The 22142-nt window shown below is 33.1% G+C and carries 23 protein-coding genes and 1 CRISPR repeat array (1 of these 24 only partly in view); of the genes, 5 read left to right on the top strand and 18 right to left on the bottom strand.

What is annotated here, in order from left to right; all coding sequences use genetic code 11:
* Positions 1 to 162: direct repeats of the CRISPR family, unit length 36 nt; unit sequence GTTGTGGTTTGATTAAAGATTAGAAAACACGATATT (it extends 1061 nt beyond the left edge of the window).
* Between the two features lie 200 nt (positions 163 to 362).
* Positions 363 to 878 carry a transposase gene (locus AB3G34_RS03565; RefSeq protein ID WP_367752114.1) on the top strand — a complete coding sequence of 172 codons (516 nt, stop codon included), beginning with the start codon at positions 363 to 365 and terminating at the stop codon, positions 876 to 878.
* Here AB3G34_RS03565 and cas2 read toward each other — a convergent pair.
* From cas2 to AB3G34_RS03595, 6 genes are all read right to left on the bottom strand, one after another.
* Positions 875 to 1204: a CRISPR-associated endonuclease Cas2 gene (cas2, locus tag AB3G34_RS03570; protein ID WP_367752116.1), complete on the bottom strand. Its 330-nt coding sequence runs from the start codon at positions 1202 to 1204 to the stop codon at positions 875 to 877. The genes AB3G34_RS03565 and cas2 overlap by 4 nt on opposite strands.
* On the bottom strand, positions 1180 to 2094 hold the full coding sequence (cas1, locus tag AB3G34_RS03575; RefSeq protein ID WP_369753473.1) for a type II CRISPR-associated endonuclease Cas1: 915 nt from the start codon (positions 2092 to 2094) through the stop codon (positions 1180 to 1182). The genes cas2 and cas1 overlap by 25 nt, the downstream gene beginning before the upstream one ends.
* A gap of 203 nt (positions 2095 to 2297) precedes the next feature.
* The gene (locus AB3G34_RS03580; protein WP_369753474.1) at positions 2298 to 3050 is read right to left on the bottom strand and encodes a shikimate dehydrogenase; all 753 of its coding nucleotides are present in this window, start codon (positions 3048 to 3050) and stop codon (positions 2298 to 2300) included.
* Positions 3043 to 4446 (bottom strand): tetratricopeptide repeat protein, encoded by a 1404-nt coding sequence (locus AB3G34_RS03585; RefSeq protein ID WP_367768619.1) that lies wholly within the window; start codon positions 4444 to 4446, stop codon positions 3043 to 3045. The genes AB3G34_RS03580 and AB3G34_RS03585 overlap by 8 nt, the downstream gene beginning before the upstream one ends.
* A gap of 129 nt (positions 4447 to 4575) precedes the next feature.
* On the bottom strand, positions 4576 to 5772 hold the full coding sequence (locus tag AB3G34_RS03590; RefSeq protein WP_369753475.1) for an aspartate aminotransferase family protein: 1197 nt from the start codon (positions 5770 to 5772) through the stop codon (positions 4576 to 4578).
* 75 nt (positions 5773 to 5847) lie between these two features.
* A complete protein-coding gene (locus AB3G34_RS03595; RefSeq protein WP_369753476.1) occupies positions 5848 to 7479 on the bottom strand; it encodes an OstA-like protein in 1632 nt (543 codons plus the stop codon).
* Between the two features lie 260 nt (positions 7480 to 7739).
* On the opposite strand from AB3G34_RS03595, the gene AB3G34_RS03600 reads away from it, so the two are divergent.
* Positions 7740 to 9608 carry an alpha-amylase family protein gene (locus AB3G34_RS03600; protein ID WP_369753477.1) on the top strand — a complete coding sequence of 623 codons (1869 nt, stop codon included), beginning with the start codon at positions 7740 to 7742 and terminating at the stop codon, positions 9606 to 9608.
* 85 nt (positions 9609 to 9693) lie between these two features.
* On the opposite strand, the gene AB3G34_RS03605 is transcribed toward AB3G34_RS03600, so the two are convergent.
* The 7 genes from AB3G34_RS03605 to rsfS form a co-directional block, all read right to left on the bottom strand.
* The gene (locus AB3G34_RS03605) at positions 9694 to 10470 is read right to left on the bottom strand and encodes a superoxide dismutase (RefSeq protein WP_367752130.1); all 777 of its coding nucleotides are present in this window, start codon (positions 10468 to 10470) and stop codon (positions 9694 to 9696) included.
* Between the two features lie 7 nt (positions 10471 to 10477).
* Positions 10478 to 10747, bottom strand: a complete 270-nt coding sequence (locus AB3G34_RS03610; protein ID WP_367752132.1) for an acyl-CoA-binding protein — start codon at positions 10745 to 10747, stop codon at positions 10478 to 10480.
* Positions 10747 to 11400, bottom strand: a complete 654-nt coding sequence (locus AB3G34_RS03615; protein ID WP_369753478.1) for a phosphatidylserine decarboxylase family protein — start codon at positions 11398 to 11400, stop codon at positions 10747 to 10749. The genes AB3G34_RS03610 and AB3G34_RS03615 overlap by 1 nt, the downstream gene beginning before the upstream one ends.
* Positions 11390 to 12235: a phosphatidate cytidylyltransferase gene (locus AB3G34_RS03620; protein WP_369753479.1), complete on the bottom strand. Its 846-nt coding sequence runs from the start codon at positions 12233 to 12235 to the stop codon at positions 11390 to 11392. Before AB3G34_RS03620 ends, AB3G34_RS03615 begins: the two co-directional genes overlap by 11 nt.
* Before the next feature lies 1 nt (position 12236).
* Positions 12237 to 12839 (bottom strand): lactate utilization protein B/C, encoded by a 603-nt coding sequence (locus tag AB3G34_RS03625; RefSeq protein WP_367752138.1) that lies wholly within the window; start codon positions 12837 to 12839, stop codon positions 12237 to 12239.
* A gap of 117 nt (positions 12840 to 12956) precedes the next feature.
* Complete coding sequence (gene ftsH / locus AB3G34_RS03630; RefSeq protein ID WP_367752140.1) at positions 12957 to 14882, bottom strand: ATP-dependent zinc metalloprotease FtsH; 1926 nt, start codon at positions 14880 to 14882, stop codon at positions 12957 to 12959.
* Positions 14883 to 14897: 15 nt separating this feature from the next.
* Positions 14898 to 15269 (bottom strand): ribosome silencing factor, encoded by a 372-nt coding sequence (gene rsfS / locus AB3G34_RS03635; protein ID WP_187016767.1) that lies wholly within the window; start codon positions 15267 to 15269, stop codon positions 14898 to 14900.
* Between the two features lie 95 nt (positions 15270 to 15364).
* On the opposite strand from rsfS, the gene AB3G34_RS03640 reads away from it, so the two are divergent.
* Positions 15365 to 16093, top strand: coding sequence for a biotin--[acetyl-CoA-carboxylase] ligase (locus tag AB3G34_RS03640; RefSeq protein WP_367768634.1), 729 nt, complete (start codon positions 15365 to 15367; stop codon positions 16091 to 16093).
* Here the strand turns inward: AB3G34_RS03640 and AB3G34_RS03645 are convergent.
* The 3 genes from AB3G34_RS03645 to pyrE all read right to left on the bottom strand — a co-directional run bounded on the left by AB3G34_RS03645 (position 16087) and on the right by pyrE (position 17747).
* Complete coding sequence (locus tag AB3G34_RS03645; protein ID WP_367768638.1) at positions 16087 to 16608, bottom strand: GNAT family N-acetyltransferase; 522 nt, start codon at positions 16606 to 16608, stop codon at positions 16087 to 16089. The two genes, AB3G34_RS03640 and AB3G34_RS03645, sit on opposite strands and share 7 nt — an antisense overlap.
* 83 nt (positions 16609 to 16691) lie before the next feature.
* Positions 16692 to 17084: an SRPBCC family protein gene (locus tag AB3G34_RS03650; protein WP_367768641.1), complete on the bottom strand. Its 393-nt coding sequence runs from the start codon at positions 17082 to 17084 to the stop codon at positions 16692 to 16694.
* Between the two features lie 12 nt (positions 17085 to 17096).
* Positions 17097 to 17747 carry an orotate phosphoribosyltransferase gene (gene pyrE / locus AB3G34_RS03655; protein ID WP_367768643.1) on the bottom strand — a complete coding sequence of 217 codons (651 nt, stop codon included), beginning with the start codon at positions 17745 to 17747 and terminating at the stop codon, positions 17097 to 17099.
* A gap of 7 nt (positions 17748 to 17754) precedes the next feature.
* Between pyrE and AB3G34_RS03660 the strand changes: the two genes are divergently transcribed.
* Together AB3G34_RS03660 and AB3G34_RS03665 are read left to right on the top strand one after the other, a co-directional pair.
* Positions 17755 to 18369 carry an NUDIX hydrolase gene (locus AB3G34_RS03660; protein WP_367768645.1) on the top strand — a complete coding sequence of 205 codons (615 nt, stop codon included), beginning with the start codon at positions 17755 to 17757 and terminating at the stop codon, positions 18367 to 18369.
* Positions 18370 to 18556: 187 nt separating this feature from the next.
* Complete coding sequence (locus AB3G34_RS03665) at positions 18557 to 19903, top strand: DEAD/DEAH box helicase (protein ID WP_367768648.1); 1347 nt, start codon at positions 18557 to 18559, stop codon at positions 19901 to 19903.
* A gap of 84 nt (positions 19904 to 19987) precedes the next feature.
* Here the strand turns inward: AB3G34_RS03665 and eutC are convergent, their stop codons facing one another.
* Together eutC and AB3G34_RS03675 are read right to left on the bottom strand one after the other, a co-directional pair.
* Positions 19988 to 20728, bottom strand: coding sequence for an ethanolamine ammonia-lyase subunit EutC (gene eutC, locus AB3G34_RS03670; protein ID WP_367768651.1), 741 nt, complete (start codon positions 20726 to 20728; stop codon positions 19988 to 19990).
* Between the two features lie 15 nt (positions 20729 to 20743).
* A complete protein-coding gene (locus AB3G34_RS03675) occupies positions 20744 to 22120 on the bottom strand; it encodes an ethanolamine ammonia-lyase subunit EutB (RefSeq protein ID WP_367768654.1) in 1377 nt (458 codons plus the stop codon).
* Positions 22121 to 22142: the final 22 nt, after the last annotated feature.

Here is a 22142-nt window from a genome sequence, read left to right on the forward strand (position 1 = left end):
GTTTGATTAAAGATTAGAAAACACGATATTTCTTTTTACCAGTTCCAGTAATGCTATTTTGTTGTGGTTTGATTAAAGATTAGAAAACACGATATTTGGAGATATTGGAACGGATGCTTTACGCACGTTGTGGTTTGATTAAAGATTAGAAAACACGATATTAGTTGGTTTGTTACCTTCTAGTAATCAATAGAATAAATAGAAATATCGTAAAATAAAATGCTCCTTTTTAGCACGTGATAGACTAGATTGGAGCATTTTTTTCTTTGTAATAGAAAATGACAGGTTAAGACCTGTCTGGATAGAGGCAGTATTAAGTTTTATATTATAATATTTTGATAAAAAATAGAAAAAGAAATCGAATGAAAGGATTCGATTATTCCAGTAATAATATATATTTTGTGACGATATGTGTTCAAAATCGAGAATGTTGTTTTGGATACGTAGGGACAGGTCGCGACCTGTCCGTACATCATCGCGCCGAAAATGAGATTAATGATTCGATTGAAGTTGAAATGGATTTAAATAAATATGGTAAAATTGTAGAAGAAAAAATAATTTGGTTACAAGAACAATACAAATATGTAGAAATACATAATTATGTAGTTATGCCCAATCACGTACATATTATTATTGAAATTGATAGTTTGAAAGTTGTAGATTCTGCCGTGAAAATAAAATCTTTGTCAAGTTTGATAGGTGCTTTAAAAACTACGTCATCTAAATTTATTCATATTGAAGGATTAGAAAAGTTTTCTTGGCAGCGTTCTTTCCATGACCATATAATAAAGAATGAGAATTCTTATGATAATATTAATAACTACATAGATTTAAATCCTCAAAAATGGCATCAAGATACTTTTTATGAGGTACATTAAAACAACTCTAATTGTGTTGGAGCATCAATATTCTCTTGCTTGGCTTTGCCTAAATAATTGATTATCATACCAAATTGTTTATCGGTTATTCTTAAAACACTTACTTTTCCTAAAGGAGGAACAAGTTTGTTAATTCTTTTCTCGTGTACATCGGCACTTTCACTACTTGCACAATGCCGTATGTAAACAGAAAATTGCATCATACTAAAGCCATCTTTCAGTAGGTTTCCACGAAATTGTGACGCATTCCTTCGGTCTTTTTTGGTTTCTGTGGGTAAATCAAAAAACACAAACAACCACATTATTCTATATCCATTGAGTTCCATAATTTTGGATATTTAATTTTTTTTCGGTGACCTGTAAAACATTGCTGTAAAGAACTAGCCGTTTTTTGTAAACCCACCATGAGTGGACTTTTCTCGTATTTAAAATAAACCGTTCTGGTGAGTATTTGTAGTAGTTCCGCTTTAATAGCTGTATTTAGTTCTTGTTCCTGATGGGTATTCATTATTTTATAAACAGCTTCATCTACAAGTGGTCTGAATGGTTCCATAATATCATCTGCGAGTGCAAATGCATTGTATTTGCTTTTATGATGAATCCCTAACGTGTTCAATAATCCACTTCCAGATAATGCCCTAGCTGTTGCGGCTCTTAAAATGGCATAGCCATAGTTGAGGAAATTATTAGGATAATCACCATAGCGCTCTCTTTTTAAACCCTCTTTTTCAAGGTTTGGTTGTGGGAAATGTTTCCAATAAAATTGTGCAGCAACTCCTTCCATGTTAGAAGTATCTCCACTTAGTACTTTACTCGCCAAAAAAGCAAACGTATTTTTATCGTTCGTGAGTTTTTCTAATAATTCACCTTGATTTTTAATTTTTTCAATAATTGTTTGCTGCCACAATTTCTTTTTTAGGGGTACGGAAGCTTCAATTTGGTTTTTAAAAATTTCTTGTTGTATATGATGGCTGTTGAGGTTTAAAAACATACCATTGGGAAGATGGTTTTTTCCGCAAATTATTATAGCTGTATTATTCTCAATAATTAAATTCATTGCAGGAATACTCAAGTAAATTTCGGGATTGTCAAGCAGTAAAAAGCCAATATCTTCAATTGGAATAGTTGTTTCTCGGGTTTCTGTTTTGAGTACTAATTGAAGATTTTTTGTAGTTATAGAAGATTTGTTTTCAACTAGAATAGTTCTTTTTATCATAATTTTGACCTTTAATTTGCTTAACAATCTGATTATTAAGTAAATTAAGGGATAATCTAACTAGAATCTTTACGGGAATCCTCATTGAGGTATTAAGTGATATTACTTTGGTAATAAAAAAACGTCTTGATATAAAATTGGATTGCCCACGCGAGTAGACAAATTTTATATCAAGACGATTCTATTTTTTATTAAATTTAGCTCTATTTATTCCAAATCTTCCAAGCTTTCTCTGCTTGAAAAATTAGCATATCTAATCCGTTTTTAATTTGTGCTCCTTGCGCTTTAGCCTTTTTAAGGAAAGTAGTTTCGGCAGGATTATAAATTAAATCAAAGGCAATGTGTTTTGGGCTAAAGAACTCGTAAGGTAGTAATGGCGCTGCCTCAATATTAGGGCTAGTTCCTACCGGACTGGAGTTAATTATAATTTGATACTCATCAAATGTTTTGGAATCAATTTGATCATAGCCAATTGCATTTTCATTTGAGGTTCTAGATACAAAATCATATCTAATTCCCAATTCATCAAGAGCATAAGCCACGCCTTTTGAAGCGCCTCCTGTACCTAGTATTAAAGCTTTTTTATGATGGGGTTGCAATAAAGGTTTTAAGGATTTTTTGAATCCATAATAATCCGTATTGTACCCTTTTAATTTTCCTTTTTTGGTAAATTTAATGGTGTTTACAGCACCTATCAATGCTGCTTTTTTGGATAATTTATCCAAATAAGGCATCACAACTTCCTTGTAAGGAATGGTAACATTCATCCCATTTATTTCCTGATGATTTTCTTTTATGATGGTAGTAAAACCTTCTATTTCAGGAATATCAAAATTTTCATAAGTGTAGCCTACAAAGTGCTCTGTCTCAAATTTTTCTGTAAAATATCCTTTCGAAAAAGAATAACTAATATTTTTACCTAGTAAGCCAAAACGTTTTTTTTCAATATTAGTCATTATTCTTTTTATGTTTGTCAATGTAATTTCGAACTGTCTTTTTGGTCCAAACTACAGGAAATAGATCTTCAATTAAGATGTAATTATCAAATTTTAAACGCAAGCCATTACTTAAATGGAATTTTGCTTTTGTTGTATCTTGAATCATAAAATACAAACCAGCTAGGCGGTATTCTACTTCGTTTTCTTCAGGGTAGAACTCTGATGCTTGTAATAATGTTTGAATAGCACTTTCAAATTCACCTAAAAATTGTAAAATATCAACCCAAAACAACCAAGTATCCAATTCCGTATCTCCAAATTCTACTGCTTTTCGATATCCAAATTCTGCTTCTTCAAAGAAGTTCATCTGTTTGTTTATCGTAGCATATCGTTTCCAGTACAAACGGTTTTGATTGTCAATTGCTAATGCTTTATTTACATAAAACAACGCTTTTTGAAAGTTTTTTTGACGAACATAAAAATCAGTAATGGCAATCCATCCTTTGTCTAGTAAAGGATCTTCATGTACGGTTTCGTTATAAAATTTAAGTGCTAGAATGGTATTGCCTAATTTTTCATGACATTTTCCTATTCGAAGTAAAGCATAGGAGGTCGCGTCATCTAATTCAATGGTTCTACTGTAACTTTCTATTGCTTCTTCGTATCGATTCAATCGTTCAAAGGCTTTTGCTTTTTCCATAAAAGCACCTAAGAATTCATCATCGATTAGGGTGGCATAATCAAAAGCACGAATAGCATTTTCATACTCTTTTATTCCATAATATAAACGCCCCATTTGATGCCAGGCAATTTCACTGTATGGATTTTTGTCAATATATTTGTTTAAATAAGCAATAGCTTCCAAATTTTGGTCTAGAAATTCAAAACAATACACTACATTATACAATGCCGATTGATCCTCAAGATCTTCTTCGAGGCATTTGATGAAGCTTTCTTTGGCTAGTTCTAGATTATCCATAAATAGATATTCCATTCCGATTAAATTATAGACATCAGCATAATCATCGGTAAATTGTAAAGCAATTTTTAATAATTCAACCGCTTTTTCATGTTGATCCCTTTTGGAACAAATGTTAGCTTTTTGAATGTAAATTTCTTCATTATTAGGTTCAATAGCATATAGCTCATTGAGTAATTTCTCGGCTATATCTAGTTTGTCGTCATACACCAGCATCTCTACTTGAACCAACTTCAATCCTGTCGATTTAGGGTGTTGGTCTAATGCAAGTTTGAGTGCTTTTTTTGCCAAAGCGGCCTTACCCATATCAAGATAATGAAGGATAATTTCTTCAAACTCTTCGGAGTCAAAAAAGAGTACTTTGTTGGTTTTCAACATAGACTCAAATTTGGATAGTGATAAGTTATAGTCTTCTTCTTCGTTGCTTAATTGCATACTTTATTTTTTTGAATTTGGCCTAATTAAAGTTAGGCATCCATATTATTGTTGTGAAGAAAAACCTGAATTGTTGTGAACAATTTAATTAACAATAAGATATTATTAAATTAGAGTTGTATTTTATGCTTATTTAGGGTCCATTTCAACCTGAATTTCATTTAGTACTTCTAGCATTATGGCACAACCTTCACGAATTTCCTCTTCAGAAATAGTTAACGGTGGCGTAATTCTAATCGCACATCCTTCAAATAGTAACCAGAATAATATTAATCCTCTGTCTTGGCATTTTAAAATCACTTCATTCGTTATTGCTGCACTACGTGTCATTGCGGCAAGCATTAACCCTTTTCCTCGGATTTCTTGTATCAAAGGGTGTACCAAAAGCGATTTAAATAAGTTTTCTTTTTCTAAAGCACTGGACATTAGATCAGTTTCAGTAATTTCCTGCAAAGTGGCCAAACAGGCTGCCGCTATGACAGGATGACCGCCAAAAGTAGTAATATGCCCTAGCTTTGGGTTATCACTTAATAAATCCATCATTGCTGCCGATGCCGTAAAAGCACCTACTGGCATTCCGCCTCCCATTCCTTTTCCCATAACTAAGATATCTGGAACTACATCATAATTTTCAAAACCAAAAAGAGTACCTGTTCGGCCAAAACCAGGTTGGATTTCATCCAAAATTAATAAGGCTCCAACTTCAACACATCTGGCTTTTACCTTTTTCAAAAAACCGTTTTCTGGTTGGATAAATCCTGCACCTCCCTGAATTGTTTCTAGTAGTACACCAGCAGTTTTGGTGGTTATTTTTTGTAAATCAGATTCATTGTTGAAAGTAATAAAATCAACATCAGGAATCAAAGGACGAAAAACTTGTTTGCGCTCTTCAAAGCCCATAACACTCATAGATCCCATCGTATTTCCATGATACGCATTATGACAAGAAATCAACTGACTTCTTCCTGTAGTTCGTCTAGCTAATTTCAAGGCGCCTTCTATTGCTTCTGTACCTGAATTTACTAAATAGGTTTTGTCTAATGGAGCGGGAAGGAGTGAGGCTAATAGTTTGCAGTATTCTACTGCAGGACTTTGTGAATATTCTCCATATACCATTACGTGTGAATATTTGTCTAACTGGTCTTTAATGGCTTGATTGACTCTTGGTGGTTGGTGTCCTAACGTACAAGCAGAAACTCCAGCGACAAAGTCTAAATATTTTTTATTATTTGTATCGAAAATGTAAGAGCCAATAGCATGTGAAACTTCCATTCCTAGTGGGTATGGAGAGGTTTGAGCTTGGTATTTTATGAAATCAGTATTCACGGAATTTTGTTTTATTTTTTAATTGGGCATCCATTAATTAAGGAATAGTGGAATAAAATAACTGATACGGACCACTTATTTCTTTCCTTTCTTCTTGTCATAGTTCAATGTTTCCTTTCGGATTTTCATAGGGACGTCTTTCTTTGCTTCTTCTGCTTTGGTTGCATTACTTATTTTATCATTATCCTCATTTTCCTCTGGAGGAAAAATATCGTCTTTAGACTTTATTCGTTCCTCACCACGCCATACTAAACCTCGAAGTTTCCGAGCATTTTCTGGTAAATCTTTTTCTGGATAAATATCACCATCCACTTGCTGGAAAAAAGTGATGGTCTCAATGGTTTTTTCATCAAAAATGATATTGATCTTACTACTTACGTTTTTATTGATTCCAATGAGTTCTTTGTCGTCATTTCGCATGTAATAAATCACCTCTGTATTTTTTATAATGTCTACATCATGTAATTTTCCTTCTTCAAATTTCCCAAAGAGATTTTGCCCTTTTACCTGATTAAAACCTGTTCCCAGCGTATCTTTCGAGACGAGGAAGGTATTATTAAGAACCTTGAGTGAATCAAGTTCCTTGGTGGTATTGTTACCAATAAGATGCATTATATCTCCTGTAATTTGATTTTCACCATTCCAGAGTATTGGATTTCCCATTAGTTTTGTTAATGCAGTTTTGGAACTGGAATGGATCGAATCACATTTACCACTCATATCCATTTTGAAAAAACGAACATTATTAAAAGCTCTTATGATGCGGTTTCCTTCTTTTCCTGTTACCATTAATTTTTTTCCATGAATGTAAACCGAGTCATTTTCGACAAAATTCACAGCAACCGCTCTTTTGGTCACAAACATAGAGTCTTGTTTTTTGTAAATTTCAGCATAATTTCCTTTCACAATCCCACGGTTAATGGAATCCGTTATTTTTACATTTCGTGTGGCCGATGCAAATTCTCTATTTCGATCATAATACAAACTATCTCCTTTTATAAGCCGATCATCGTACCTGATGTACGATTTATTGAGAAAATGAGCCAGATTTTTTTTAGTGTCATAAAATCCTTTTTCGGTATAAATATAATTGGCTTTACTGGTAATTGTTGAAGGACCTAAAAGGTACGAATGACCTGAATTAGTATAATAATCCAAATGATTTGTTTTGATAACATAAGTGGGGTTTGTAATAGTTACCGCGGTTAGGAACTGAAATTTCTTTTCGGCAACGTAGTATTTTCCTGATTTACTTTTTAAAGTATTGTCTTTATTAACAATAGTTCCCAGTGAATTATAGTAGGCTTCTTGTGTGTTTCTATCAAAATTAATCGTGTCAGTAGCCAATGTTGCATCTGGAGAACTCATAACAGCATTTCCTGTTGCGTATGCCTTTTTTAAATTTCCATTGTATTCAGCATATTTACTGTTTAAAAATAAAGTATCTCCCTGAACCAATTGTACATTTCCAAAGGCTTTTAAATAGTTCTCTTTTTGAAAAAAATAAGCTTTATTGCAAGTCAAAACAGCTCCGTCATGGTTTACTCGAACATTTCCTGTAAGTAGAACGGCATCAGGAATTTCAACTTGATTGACATCAAAATAATCAGAATGCTCTACAACAATTTTTTTAGGGGCTTGCGCCAAAATGAAATTAGTACAAATCAATAACAAACAATAACGAAGGAAAAATTGTGATTTCTTCAATGGATTTATTTTTTGACAAATTTATGAAAAAGGAGACAATCCTAATCCATATTAGGAATTATTTATAATTCACAAAAAAGGCATTGAAAATGCTTTATTTTGTTTTGAAAGTTATCAACTAATTAAGCTACTGTTTCGTTGTAGTTTTTGTTTTTAAATTATAATTTATTTTATTTGAAACGATAGCTTTTTCATTAGTTTAAAATAGATTAATTTAGGAAATTGATAAAAAGAGCGTAAATCAGGATAAAAAATTTTGTATGATAAAAAAAATAACTATTGTTGCAAGCATAAGTACAATGCTATTGGCCACAGCTTGCAAGACAAAAGATTTAAAAATGGAAAACGGAAATAAAGAGATAGCCTCAAATAAAAAAGAAGTAGTATATCAAGTATTTACAAGATTGTTTGGAAATAAAACGACAACTAATAAACCTTGGGGTACACTTGAGGAAAATGGAGTAGGGAAATTTAATGATTTTACGGATACTGCTCTTAAAGAAATAAAAGATTTAGGTGTTACCTATATTTGGTACACCGGAGTTCCCCATCATGCTTTAATCCGAGATTATACTGATATTGGAATTTCTAATGATGATCCTGAAGTGGTAAAAGGGCGAGCTGGTTCTCCATATGCAGTGAAAGACTATTATAATGTTAATCCAGATCTAGCTGTAAATCCTGCGCATCGTTTAGAAGAATTTGAAGCCTTAATTGCTAGAACTCATAAAGCGGGTTTAAAGGTTATTATTGATATTGTGCCCAATCATATCGCTCGTAAATACGAAGGAAAAAACAATCCAAAAGGAGTTCGGGATTTTGGTGCAGATGATGATGTATCCGTAGAATATAAAAGAGATAATAATTTCTACTATATGCCCAATACGCAGTTTGAAATTCCAGATGCAGATGTGCCATTAAATGGAGAAAGTAACCCGTTAATTGATGGGAAATTCAATGAATTTCCCGCAAAGTGGACAGGAAACGGTTCTCGTAAAGCTAAACCAGATCGCAATGACTGGTATGAAACGGTTAAGGTAAATTATGGTATTCGCCCAGATGGTTCTAAAGATTTCCCTGAACTTCCATATGGGTTTGATACTAAATCATACCAAGAACATTTTGATTTCTGGAAAGATAAAGACGTTCCTAATTCTTGGATCAAATTTAGAGACATTGCATTGTACTGGACGGCCAAAGGAGTGGATGGTTTTCGATATGATATGGCCGAAATGGTACCATTTGAGTTTTGGAGTTACATGAACTCCGCTATAAAAGTGAAGAATCCGAATGCCTTTTTATTAGCTGAAGTGTATAACCCAAATGAATATAGAAATTATATCCGTTTAGGGAAAATGGATTATTTGTACGATAAAGTAGAAACTTATGATAAATTAAAAGATGTTATTCGTGGTCATTCATGGCCTGATGGTTTATCAGATATCCAGCACGGTATGGCCGATATCGAACATCATATGCTTAAGTTTTTAGATAATCATGACGAACAACGATTAGCAAGTCCTGAATTTGCTGGTACACCTGAAAAAGGAAAACCTTTAATGGTTGTTTCAACCACTATAAGTACGGCGCCAACTATGATTTATTTTGGACAAGAAGTAGGAGAGGCTGCGAATGAAAATGCTGGCTTTGGAACCCATTCAAGAACTTCCATTTTCGATTATATTGGTGTTCCTAGTCATCAGCGTTGGATGAATGGTGGAAAATTTGACGGTGGGCAACTCACAGAAAAGGAAGCATCACTTCGCGACTTTTATAGGCGATTGCTTAACTTTTCTCTTAACAGTTCTGCTTTAATGGGTAAATTTCAAGAGATTCAATCAGTTAATCGTGATTCAACTTCGGGTTATGCAACTGGAATTTACTCGTTTGTTAGGTGGTCTGAAAATGAAAAATTGATTGTTGTCGTTAATTTTTGGTCTGAAGAAGGGTATGAATTTGAATTAAAAATACCTTCAGATATTATTCAAAAATGGAACTTAAAAGAGGGCAATTATACTATAGAAGATCAATTGTATAAAAAGAGTAAATTGGAAATGCGAGTTGAAAATGGAGAAGGAAAAATACATGTCAAGATTGGGCCTTCGGAATCTTTTATTTATCAATTATAGGGTTCTGTTCAATTGCTGTAGATAAATAAAAAAGCTGATGTATACTTTTAGTAGACGTCAGCTTTTTTATTTTTAGGTAGCTATTTTAGTATCTTTTCCTTTGAGAAGCTTCGTAGTTTTCGTTGATTTTTTTCCAATTAATGACATTAAAAAACGAATCAATATAGTTTCTTCTTCGGTATTGATAGCCTAGATAATAGGCATGTTCCCATAAATCTAATGCTAATATAGGAGTTCCTGGAATTACTGCATTTCTCATTAATGGATTATCTTGATTTTGCGTACTAGTCACTTTTAATTTTCCATACTTGTCTACAATTAACCAAGTCCAAGCTGATCCAAATTGATTTGTTGCTTCAGCTTTAAAACTAGCAACAAAGTTTTCATACGAACCAAAATCTCTATTAATTAATGAAGCTATTGTGTCTGTTGGTTTTCCGCCAGTATCAGGAGCCATAGATTTCCAATATAGACTATGATTGTAATACCCTCCAGCATTATTTCTTAAATCGGCATTGTTTATGTCTAATTTAGATAAAATATTCTCAATGGATTGATTCTCATATTCAGTTCCAGCAATCAGTTTGTTTAGATTATTGGTATACGTCAAATAATGTTTAGAATAGTGCGTTTCTAATGTTAATGGGGAAACAGTTGGTGCTAATGCATCATATGGATAAGGTAATTTTTCTAGTTGGAATGAACCAGGTGCAGCTTTTACATCCTCAGGAAATCCAATAGTAACCTTTTCTTGTGCTGTGGGTAATGGCACTTCGACAACTTCAGTAAGCTTTTTATTTTTACATGAAATTAAAAGTGAAATTAGCAGCAGGTTTGTTATTATAAAATAATATTTTTTCATTAGTGCATTATTTTTTCAATAGGGAATTGATGATTTCGATATACTGTTCTTTTGCCTCAGTTGAAGAAAGATGACTTATTTGCATCCAAGCATTAGTCTTAAATGCATCCCTTAAATGATAGGTAGACGTTTGTCTTGGTTCTAATGTGCCAAAAGTAGCTTGTTTGTAAAAGGCATAAAGGCGTAGCTGCACATCTTGTGGTAAAGATGCTTGAGTCATTTCGGAAGCGGATTGAACTGCTTCCTGGAACCTAGTATCTAAATCTTTTTCAATCATTATCCTTTTGTTGCAATAACGGTTTTTCCTCCAATAGCTTTTTGATTAAGCTCTACGTTGATAGGTGTGCCTAAAGGTAAAAAAATGTCTACTCTTGATCCAAATTTAATGAATCCTGCGTCTGTTCCTTGAACGACTTGCATTCCTTCTTCAGCATAGTTTACAATTCGTCTTGCTAAAGCTCCTGCAATTTGACGGTATAAAATAGCGCCAAAAGTTTCGTTTTCTACCACTATAGTTGTTCTTTCATTTTCTTCACTTGCTTTAGGATGCCAAGCAACTAAAAACTTACCAGGATGGTATTTACTAAATTTCACAATTCCGCTTAATCCATAACGGGTAACATGTACATTAATTGGTGACATGAAAATAGAGATTTGTAAGCGCTTATCTTTAAAATACTCCCCTTCATAAACTTCTTCAATAACAACTACTTTCCCATCTACAGGTGCCAGTATTTGATTTTCATTTATAATCACCGTTCTTTTTGGATTTCTAAAAAACTGTAATATAATAATCAAAATTAAAAATGCACTTAACTGAATTACCATTTTAATCCAGTTGATGTCGATGAATTTATCAGATAGTAATAGCACAGTTGCTGTGAAAATAATTCCTAATAAAATGGTTTTGGTTCCTTCTTTATGAAACATAATTTAAAATTTGATAAAATAAAAATATAATTGGTGCTACAAATATAACACTATCTAGACGATCTAGTACACCTCCGTGGCCAGGCATTATTTTTCCGCTGTCTTTTACTCCAGCAATACGTTTAAATTTTGATTCGATTAAATCACCAATAGTTCCAAAAGTGCCAACTATCGTGGCTATGATAAGCCAAATGTAAATTTTACCTTCAGCTATTTGTATGTAATATTTAGCAATTAGATAGCTAGCAATAACAGCAAATACAACTCCTCCAAAAAAACCTTCAATAGTTTTCTTAGGCGATATTCTTTCAAATAATTTAGTTCTACCAATTGATTTCCCAACGATATAAGCAAAAGTATCATTTGTCCATATCAATATAAAGATACTAATAAGAATTTTAGGATTGTATCCATCTTTACCAAAAGGAATTTTTGTAATAATGACGAAAGGAAGTATGATGTATCCTATTAGATATACATATTTTGAAAAGGAATCAATTTTAAGTGTTTTATTATCAAATAGAAAATGAATACATTTCATAAATACAAAAAGAGTTGCAAATAAAACGACCAGATCAAATGTTTTACTGAATCGTAAGGTATAGAATAGTCCATCAGTAGCAAAGGTTATTTTGTAAAATAACAAATACGAAAGGGTAGCAAATAAAAATGGAAATATTTTTTGAATTTGAACTAAATTACAGAATTCCAATGTAGCGATGAGGAGAAATATCCCAAAGAGGATAAAAAAACTTTCGGTAGAATATAATATGCAGAATATTAATAAAATAATATAAACAGCACCAGATATTGCTCTCTTTAAGGTTTCATTCATCTTAAAGATCTTCTAATAGCAACAAATAAAGGTTTTTTGCCGAACTGCCATATTGAGTAAAGTCTTCTTCTTTGGCTTTTTCAAAATATTTAATTGCGGTAATATTTGTTGGATAATCTCTTTCGTACTTCTTCTTTATTGCGCTAAGTCCATCGCTTTTCACTCCAAGAATCTGACTTGTAGTTGCAAAAACTATAATGTTTGTTGGTAGTTCGTTTGGTTTATGCTGTTTTATTTGCTTTGAAGAGAATAATATTGATCCTTCTTCGGCAATTAAATTTTCGCAAGTAGAAAAAAGGAATTTTGGATTAGCTGCCTTTTCATAAGTAAGTTTGTTTTCTTGTAAAATGTTGAAAAGGGAAGAGTCGTAACACAATACTTCACTTTCATACCAGTCATTCTCTTCTAAAATATTCTCGAACTGTTCTTTTACTTCTTCAGAATTCTCACAGTATAAAAATTTACCTCCATTTTTTTTAAAATTGAATATAAACTGTTCGTCTATTGACATACTGCTGTCAGAAAAAGAGCTGTTATTTTCTTTCTCTTTTTCCTCTTCTGAAGCCGAAATACTAGAACCAAAAATTTTTCTAAAAAGACTCATATTTTGTTAAGGTACTTTATATGTTATTTGAAAACGTCCAAAGATAAAAAAATCTTAATTCAAAAGCGGGTTTTGAATTAAGATTTTAAAAATAATTAAATTTTTGGGTAATTTATGTTATGAAACTACTTCCTCAAGATTTTTGTCAAAAGTTCTTTTTCCGAAAATAGCTTCTAGATCATCTTTGAAGATTACTTCTTTTTCAATAAGTATATCTGCCAGTTGATTTAGTTTGTCTTTGTTCTCTTCTAGAATTTTTATTGCTCTTTGGTATTGGCTTTCAATTAATAATGAAATTTCAGTGTCAATTATTTTAGCTGTTTCTTCAGAGTATGGTTTAGAGAAATTATATTCACTTTGGCCAGTTGAATCATAATAGGTAACATTTCCTATTTTGTCATTTAGTCCATAAATAGTAACCATTGCGCGAGCTTGTTTGGTTACTTTTTCTAAATCACTTAATGCACCAGTAGAAATTCTGTCAAAAGTAACTCTTTCAGCAGCTCTTCCTCCCATTGTTGCACACATTTCGTCTAGCATTTGGTCTGGGCGAACAATTAAGCGCTCTTCTGGTAAATACCAAGCAGCACCTAAACTTTGTCCTCTAGGAACGATTGTTACTTTTATAAGCGGTGCTGCATGTTCCAGCATCCAACTTACCGTTGCATGTCCTGCTTCGTGAATAGCAATAGCTTTCTTTTCTTCAGGTGTAACAATTTTATTTTTCTTTTCTAATCCACCAACAATTCTATCTACTGCATCCAAGAAATCTTGTTTGTCAACTGCCGTTTTATTATAACGTGCAGCAATTAATGCAGCTTCGTTACATACATTGGCAATATCTGCTCCAGAAAATCCTGGAGTTTGTTTTGCTAAAAAGTCTAAATCTAGCCCCTCTACTTTTTTCAACGGAGCAAGGTGTACTTTAAAAATTTCAGCACGTTCACGAATATCGGGTAAGTCAACAAATATTTGTCTATCAAAACGACCAGCACGCATTAAGGCTTTGTCAAGAACATCTGCTCTATTCGTAGCCGCTAAAACAATTACATTTGAATTGGTTCCAAAACCGTCCATTTCAGTTAGCAATTGATTCAGTGTGTTTTCTCTTTCGTCATTTCCACCTGACATATTACTTTTTCCTCTTGCTCTACCTACAGCATCTATTTCATCAATGAAAATGATTGCAGGAGATTTTTCTTTGGCTTGTTTAAACAAATCACGTACACGTGAAGCTCCAACACCAACAAACATTTCAACAAAATCAGATCCTGATAAAGAGAAAAAGGGAACTTGTGCTTCACCAGCTACGGCTTTTGCTAATAATGTTTTACCAGTTCCAGGAGGCCCTACAAGCAAAGCACCTTTGGGAATTTTACCACCTAGATTGGTGTATTTTTCGGGGTTCTTTAAGAATTCTACAATTTCTTGTATTTCTTCTTTGGCTCCTTCAAGTCCTGCAACATCTTTGAATGTTGTTTTTACATCTGTTTTTTCATCAAAAAGTTTTGCTTTTGATTTTCCAATGTTGAAAATTTGTCCACCTCCACCACCGGCTCCACCAGACATTTTTCTCATAATGAAAATCCAAACTCCAATAATGATAATAATTGGAAGCAAGCTGATAAGGATATCGGTCCAGTTGCTTTTTTGAGCAAATTTAAAATCTTTTAATTTTCCTTCAGCAATGGCTTTTTCTAATTTGGATTGGAATATTTGATCGTTACCTATCTCAAAAGTATATTGAGGACCTTTGCTGACATTACCCAGCATGTCTTTAGCTACTTTTTCATGTTCTTTCAATTTTAAAGCATCTGCAGTTAAATACACTTCTGCTTCTGTTTTATTTGAAACTATTACCTTTTGAACTTGGCCTTTTTCTAATATAACATCAAAATTAGGCGGAGTTAATGGTGCAGGTTCTTGAAAATTAGAACTACCAGTTATAAAACTGATAAATAAGAAAATAAGAAGTATGGCAGTGTAAACTAACCATGGACTTACTTTAAATTTATTAGGGTTTGGATTATTATCTTTTGCCATTTTAAGTGTCTTTCTTTAGTATTTGTTTGCTATTGTAGTAATTTTTGCATCTCCCCACAAACTTTCAATATTGTAATATTCTCTAATTTGTTTTTGAAAAACATGAACTACAATGTTAACATAATCCATAAGAACCCATTCAGCATTGTCTGAACCTTCAACATGCCAAGGTTTATCTTTTAATTCTTTTGAAACTGTTTTTTGAATAGAGTTAACGATAGCGTTAACTTGTGTGTTTGAATTTCCGTTGCAAACAACAAAATAATCACAAACTGCGGTATCAATTTCTCTTAAGTCGAGAATATCTATATCATTTCCTTTTACTTCTTCGATTCCTTTAATGATGTTTGCTAATAAATCATCATTGTTTATTGTCTTTTTTGCCATGAAAAATTTTTATATAAGTTTGTAAAGTTACCATTTTTTGTGATTATTTTTGAACCTTAACATAATATTAAATTCTCTCCCACAAATAATAACTAATGAAACTAATCAAACTCGATGCCATAGATTCAACTAATGAGTTTCTAAAAGGGTTGTCAAGTAAACAAAAACTGGAAAACTTTACAGTTGTAACGGCAGAAAATCAAACTAAAGGTAAAGGGCAAATGGGGTCAGTCTGGTCCTCTGAAGCGGGTAAGAATCTAATAATGAGTGTTTTTATTAAAGATTCTTTATCTGATGTTAATCAGATTTATAACCTTAATATAGCGATAGCATTAGCAATTATTCAAAGTTTGGAAACATTTAATATTCCTAATTTAAGCATTAAATGGCCAAACGACATTATGTCATATAATTTCAAAATTGGCGGTCTTTTAATTGAAAATAGCATTAAAAGTGACGGGAATTTGAGTTCAATTGTAGGTTTAGGGCTCAATATTAATCAAACAAATTTTGATAACTTGCCTAAAGCGTCTTCAATTGCTAAAATTTGCGAGGCTTCATTTGATAAAGAAAAAGTTCTTTATTCTATAATTGACAAAATAAAGCAAAATACCGACAAGCTAAAAAATGATTCTGATTCTATGTGGGAGGAATATGTCAATTTACTTTTCAAAAAAGGTGTTCCAATGCCTTTCAAAGACGGTTTAGGTAAAAATTTTATGGGTATTATCCAAGGGGTTTCTACCTCTGGTAATCTTCAAGTTCTTTTAGAGGATGATAGTATTGCCGAGTATAGCCTTAAGGAGATACAAATGCTTTATTGAGCTATAGGGAATTCTAGCAAGGCTAATTTTATATTTCTATGTTGAACGGGTAGATTATTGGTGTTTGGCGTGGTGAAATTATTTAAAAAATTAAAGCCAAAACTGCAGTAATACTTGATGATAATAGGATTGTCTGCCCAAGTATCCATACGTAAATAATCTATATTTTTTTGTAAACAATATTTTTTTGCCCATTCAAATATTTTTGCAAATTGTTGTTTTCCCTTGTGTTTCGGGTTCACCACAATACGATGCAAGTAGATGGCTGAATCCTTATCTTTTTCTTCCCAAATAATTGGGTCATTACTACATGTCGAAAAGATGCAGGCAATTTCGTTGTGAATTATAATTTTATATTGAATTTTTTCTTTGATATCATTTTTGATCACATCAACATCATAACCATTCCAAACAGGAAATTTATTTTTTTGTTGGTACAGTATGGCTTCGTCAAACATCCAGCAGATAAATGGAATATCATGTTCTGTGGTGTTTGTTATGGTAAATGGTTCCATTTTTATGATAGTGTGTAATTGATGTAAAAAGACACCCTTTTTGTTTTCACTAAAAGGGTGTCTTTTTTATATAAAATCTGAATTTATAACTTGCCCATATTCGAAGCAAGAGTTTCAATAAATTTACCAATAGGTCCTTTTATCATCATAGCCATCATCGGGTTAAAATCACCTTCGAAATCCAATTTTACAGCACTTGAACTGTCAGAAACAGTATCAATATTAGCTGTAAGTGTAAAAGGAAGTTTGTCACTTGCAGCACCTAAAACTACTTTGTTTGGTGCTACTTTTTCTTTCATTTTAAGTTTGATTTCAGGCATCCCTTTTAATCCAAAAATAAAAGCATCTTCTCCAATAACTTCAAATTTAGCAATGTTTTCAGGCATTAACTTTTCGAAACTTTTCACATCAGTCAATAAATCAAATAATTCTTGTGCCGATTTCCCTACAGTAACTTTTGGACTTTCTAAGTTCATTTTTTTTATTTTTTATTTTTTTTCCACATCCCAAGTAGATGGAATAGTGCTCCATTCTCTCAATGTTTTTTCTTCTTTTTCAGTGATATAACTTTTTGCAACAGCTAAATTAAGTAAGTTTTGGTAATTACTCAAGGTGTATAAATCCAGTTTGGCGTCTTTAAAGTTTTGTTCAGCAACATCAAAACCATAGGTAAAAATGGCAGCCATCCCTTTAATATTCGCACCAGCAGCACGCAAAGCTTCAACAGCATTCAAACTGCTGTTACCTGTACTGATCAAATCCTCGACCACAACTACATTTTGCCCTTTTTGTAAAAAACCTTCCACTTGGTTCTGGCGACCATGTTTCTTGGCTTCTGGACGCACATATACGAACGGGAGTCCCATGCTTTCAGCAACCAGCATACCAATTCCTATCGCTCCAGTGGCCACACCGGCAATAACATCTGGCTTGCCAAATTGTTTTTCAATATGTTTAGAAAATTCATCTCTAACATAATTTCTTATAGTTGGAAATGAGAGTATTAGCCTGTTATCACAATAAATAGGTGATTTCCATCCAGAAGCCCATGTAAAAGGATTTCCTGGATTCAATTTAATTGCATTTATTTGTAAAAGCAATTCGGCTGTTTTTTCGGCAGTATCTTTATTAAAAATCATAATACAAATGTATAAAGTTTTTGTTAACGACAAACCACTTTTTTTGACAAATAAAATCTCAAAAGAGACAGATTTTCAATTATTTCTTCTTGAAAGCATTGATATAAAACAACTTATAGTCAAAATTTTTCAAAATAAAATTCAAAAAGCCTATCTATATCATCCTGATGAAAAGGAGATTATGAAGACTTTGAAAACAAAAATCCCTGTAAATAAAGCAGGTGGAGGATTAGTTTACAATAAAAAAGGGGAGGTGCTCTTCATTTTTAGGAACGGAAAATGGGATTTACCCAAAGGCGGAACTGAAAAAGGAGAGGATATGGAACAAACTGCCATGCGTGAAGTCGAAGAAGAGACTGGTGTGAATTTATTGAGGGTTACACACAAACTTCAAAAGACCTATCACGTCTTTAAACGCAATGGTGTTTATAAGCTAAAAATCACTCATTGGTTCGAAATGCAGTCCGATTTTGAAGGTATTCCGCAGGGCCAATTGGAGGAAGGAATCGAAAAAGTGGCTTGGTTTAGCCCAGATGAGATACCTGACGCATTAAAAAATTCTTATGAGAACATTAAATTATTGTTTGAACAAGAAAAAAGTATTCACCCTAATTCATTGTGATTTGGGCATATCACCATTAAAAAAAAGAGGCCAATCAGCATTACGGTGATTGGCCTCTTTTTTTAATGCTGTCAGGCTATTCGCGCTACTTCGGTAGCCAGCTTCTATCCTTTATGCAAAAAAAGAGCTAAGTCAGTTCGTTATTCTTGTTCAATCAATTTTAACTACCTTTGCGCAAATTATAAAAATGAACAAGAAACACCATTCTAACAATATACTATTGAATTTAGGCATCGAGAGCCTAAATGAAATGCAGGAAGTAGCTCAAGACGCTATTTTAAACGATAATAATGTCTTACTATTATCACCAACAGGTTCTGGAAAAACATTAGCTTTTTTATTGCCTATTTTAGAAATGTTACAACCTGAGATTCTATCGGTTCAATGTTTAATTTTAGTTCCATCACGTGAATTAGGATTGCAAATTGAACAAGTTTGGAAAAAAATGGGAACTGATTATAAAGTGAATGTTTGTTACGGCGGACATTCAATCGATACTGAAATCAAGAACTTAAGTAATCCACCTGCAGTTTTAATAGGAACGCCAGGACGTATTGCGGATCATATTGATAGAGGAACTTTTCGAGTAGATAAAATCCAAACGTTGATTCTAGATGAATTTGATAAATCATTGCAGTTGGGATTCCATGAGCAAATGTCATTTATCATTGGGAAATTGACCAAACTAAATAAAAGAGTTTTGGTTTCGGCGACTTCGGATATTGAAATTCCTAAATACACTAGAGTAGTTAATCCTACAATTCTTGATTTTATTCCGGAACATGAAGTAGAGACCAATCTTTCAATGAAATTGGTAGTTTCTAAAGAGAAAGACAAAATAGGAAGTTTATTCAACCTGATTTGTTCTTTGAAATCAGAGTCGGCTATTGTTTTTTGTAATCATCGTGATGCAGCAGAGCGCATTAGTGATACTTTAAACGAAAAAGGAATTTACGCTACGTATTATCACGGAGGAATGGATCAGGACGAACGGGAGCGTGCCTTAATTCAATTTCGTAATGGAAGTGTTAGTTATTTAATCACAACGGATCTAGCAGCACGTGGATTAGATATTCCTGAAATGAATCATGTTATTCATTATCACCTGCCATCTAAGGAAGATGAATTTACGCATAGAAACGGTCGTACAGCTCGTATGACAGCTTCAGGAACTGCGTATGTTGTGGCGCATGAAAGTGAGAAAAAAATGGATTATATCGATTATGGAATGAACGTTTTTCCAATTGATAATGCTACTACTTTGCCTAAACCGCCACAATTTCAAACTATTTATATCAGTGGAGGAAAGAAGAACAAACTAAACAAAATTGATATTGTTGGTTTCTTTTCTCAAAAAGGAAAACTGGAAAAAGGAGATTTAGGACTAATTGAAGTAAAAGATTTCATTTCTTTTGCAGCAGTGAAATTTAATAAAGTAAAAGATTTATTGCACAACATTAAGGATGAAAAAATGAAAGGTAAAAAGTTCAAAATTGAAGTCGCTAGAAAAGTAATTAAGAAAGAAGAGGAATAGATTTTTTTTAAATCCAACTATATTTTAAAACTACAACTTGAAGCGTTTAAAGGCGTTTAAAGTTGTAGTTTTCTTTTTTTGTAATTATTCCTCTAGGTAATAATCAGTAAAATCATCTTTCAAGGCGACTCCTGAAATTTGTCTGCTAATCATTTGTTCTAATAAATAGGCTAATTTTTGAGCCGCAAACTCATAAGATAGTCCATCAGGCTGAATGTTGGATACACAATTTCTTTTTTCATCAGTATTTCCTTTTTTGGGATTCCAAGTGATATAAGCACCCATACTTGTAGGCGAACTTAAACCAGGTCTTTCGCCAATTAATATCAAAGCAATTTTAGCATCTAATAATTCACCTATTTCATCCGAAATAGCCACTCGGCCATATTTTACAATAACTATGGGGGCAAGGTTTTTTATTTTTAATTTCGGAATTAACAATTCAATTAGCTTCATCGCATGAAGATTAACGGCTTCTGCCGAAAGGCCATCTGCGATAATGATGCATAAATCAGCTTTCTTTTTGGGATAATCGTCTAGTTGCGTACTGCTTTGATCATGGAGTAATCGTCCTTTATTTGGATTTCTAAGGTATTCGCTGGTATTTGCTATTTGACTTTGTGCAAAAATCGTTGTTAATCCTATGTTTTTTGCGTCAGCTTTTATATTTAGCACATCTAGTTCAGTACTTATCGCATCTTTTGCAAGGGCATGTGCCATTCTTAACTGTAACACTTCATTGGTAGGTAGCGCATTTCCAGCTCTACCAAGTGCAATTCTTGCATTGGTGAATTCTCTTAATTGGTGCCAGTTGTCTAATTCCATATTTTTAAATTAGGATTACCTTTTGATTAATTCTAATAATTTATTTTGATTTTGAGCTTTTAAGAGTTCTTTTTTGCTGTTCATAATTCCCATTTTGATGAGCCATTCTTCAAATTCGGGTGCAGGTTTTAAGCCCAGTAATTTTCGTATATACAAAGCATCATGAAACGACGTACTTTGATAATTGAGCATGATATCATCTGAGCCTGGGATTCCCATAATAAAATTGCAACCTGCGGTTCCCAATAGTGTTAGTAGAACATCCATATCGTCTTGATCTGCTTCGGCATGATTGGTATAGCAAATATCGCAACCCATAGGTAATCCCATTATTTTAGCACAAAAATGATCTTCTAGACCTGCTCTAATAATTTGTTTACCATCATATAAATATTCGGGTCCAATAAAACCTACCACTGAATTTACTAAAAAAGGATCAAAGGCACGCGCCACAGCATAAGAGCGCGCTTCGAGTGTTTGTTGGTCAATACCATAATTGGAATTCGAAGAAAGGGAACTGCCTTGTCCTGTTTCAAAATACATTACATTTTTACCAATAGTTCCACGGGATAATGATTGTGCGGCTTCATATCCTTCTTTTAATAACCCTAAATTGATTCCGAAACTGGCATTTGTTTTTTCGGTTCCACCTATAGATTGAAAAACTAAATCTACGGGAGCACCTTGTTCTATTGCCATTATGGTATTGGTAATATGACTTAAAATACACATTTGCGTCGGAATTTGATATTGCATTCGCATATCGTCGAGCATTTTTAACAAATTAATTTGTGTGGTGATATTATCAAATGCAGGATTAATTCCTATAAGTGCATCGCCATTTCCATAAAATAAGCCATCAATAACTGAGGCTAAGATTCCTTTGACATCATCTGTTGGGTGATTGGGTTGAAGGCGAGTAGATAGATGTCCTTTGAGTCCTACTGTACTTCTGAATTTTGTAATTACCTCACATTTTGAACTCACCAATATCAAATCTTGGAGGCTCATAATCTTTGAAACGGCAGCAGCTATTTCAGGAGTTATGGCTTTTTGTAAAGCAGTTAATTCTTGTTTTTGTATTTTATTATCGAGTAAATAATTGCGAAAATCACCTACTGTAAGATGTGATATGTTTTTAAAAGCTTCTTGATCGTGCGTGTCAATAATCAAGCGGGTCACTTCATCAATTTCGTACGGAATTAATGGCTTGTTCAAGAACTCACTTATGGGTAACTCAGCCAATGCCATTTGGGCTGCCACTCGTTCTTGGTAGGATTGTGCTGCGATTCCAGCCAGTTGATCACCAGAGCGCAGCGGAGTTGCTTTGGCCATTAATTCAGCTAAAGAATCGAAAACAAAAACAGTATTGTTGACAGTATGTTTATACATTTTTTATTCGTGCTTGTACTTA

This window comes from Flavobacterium sp. WC2409 (assembly GCF_041200085.1).
Lineage (GTDB): Bacteria > Bacteroidota > Bacteroidia > Flavobacteriales > Flavobacteriaceae > Flavobacterium.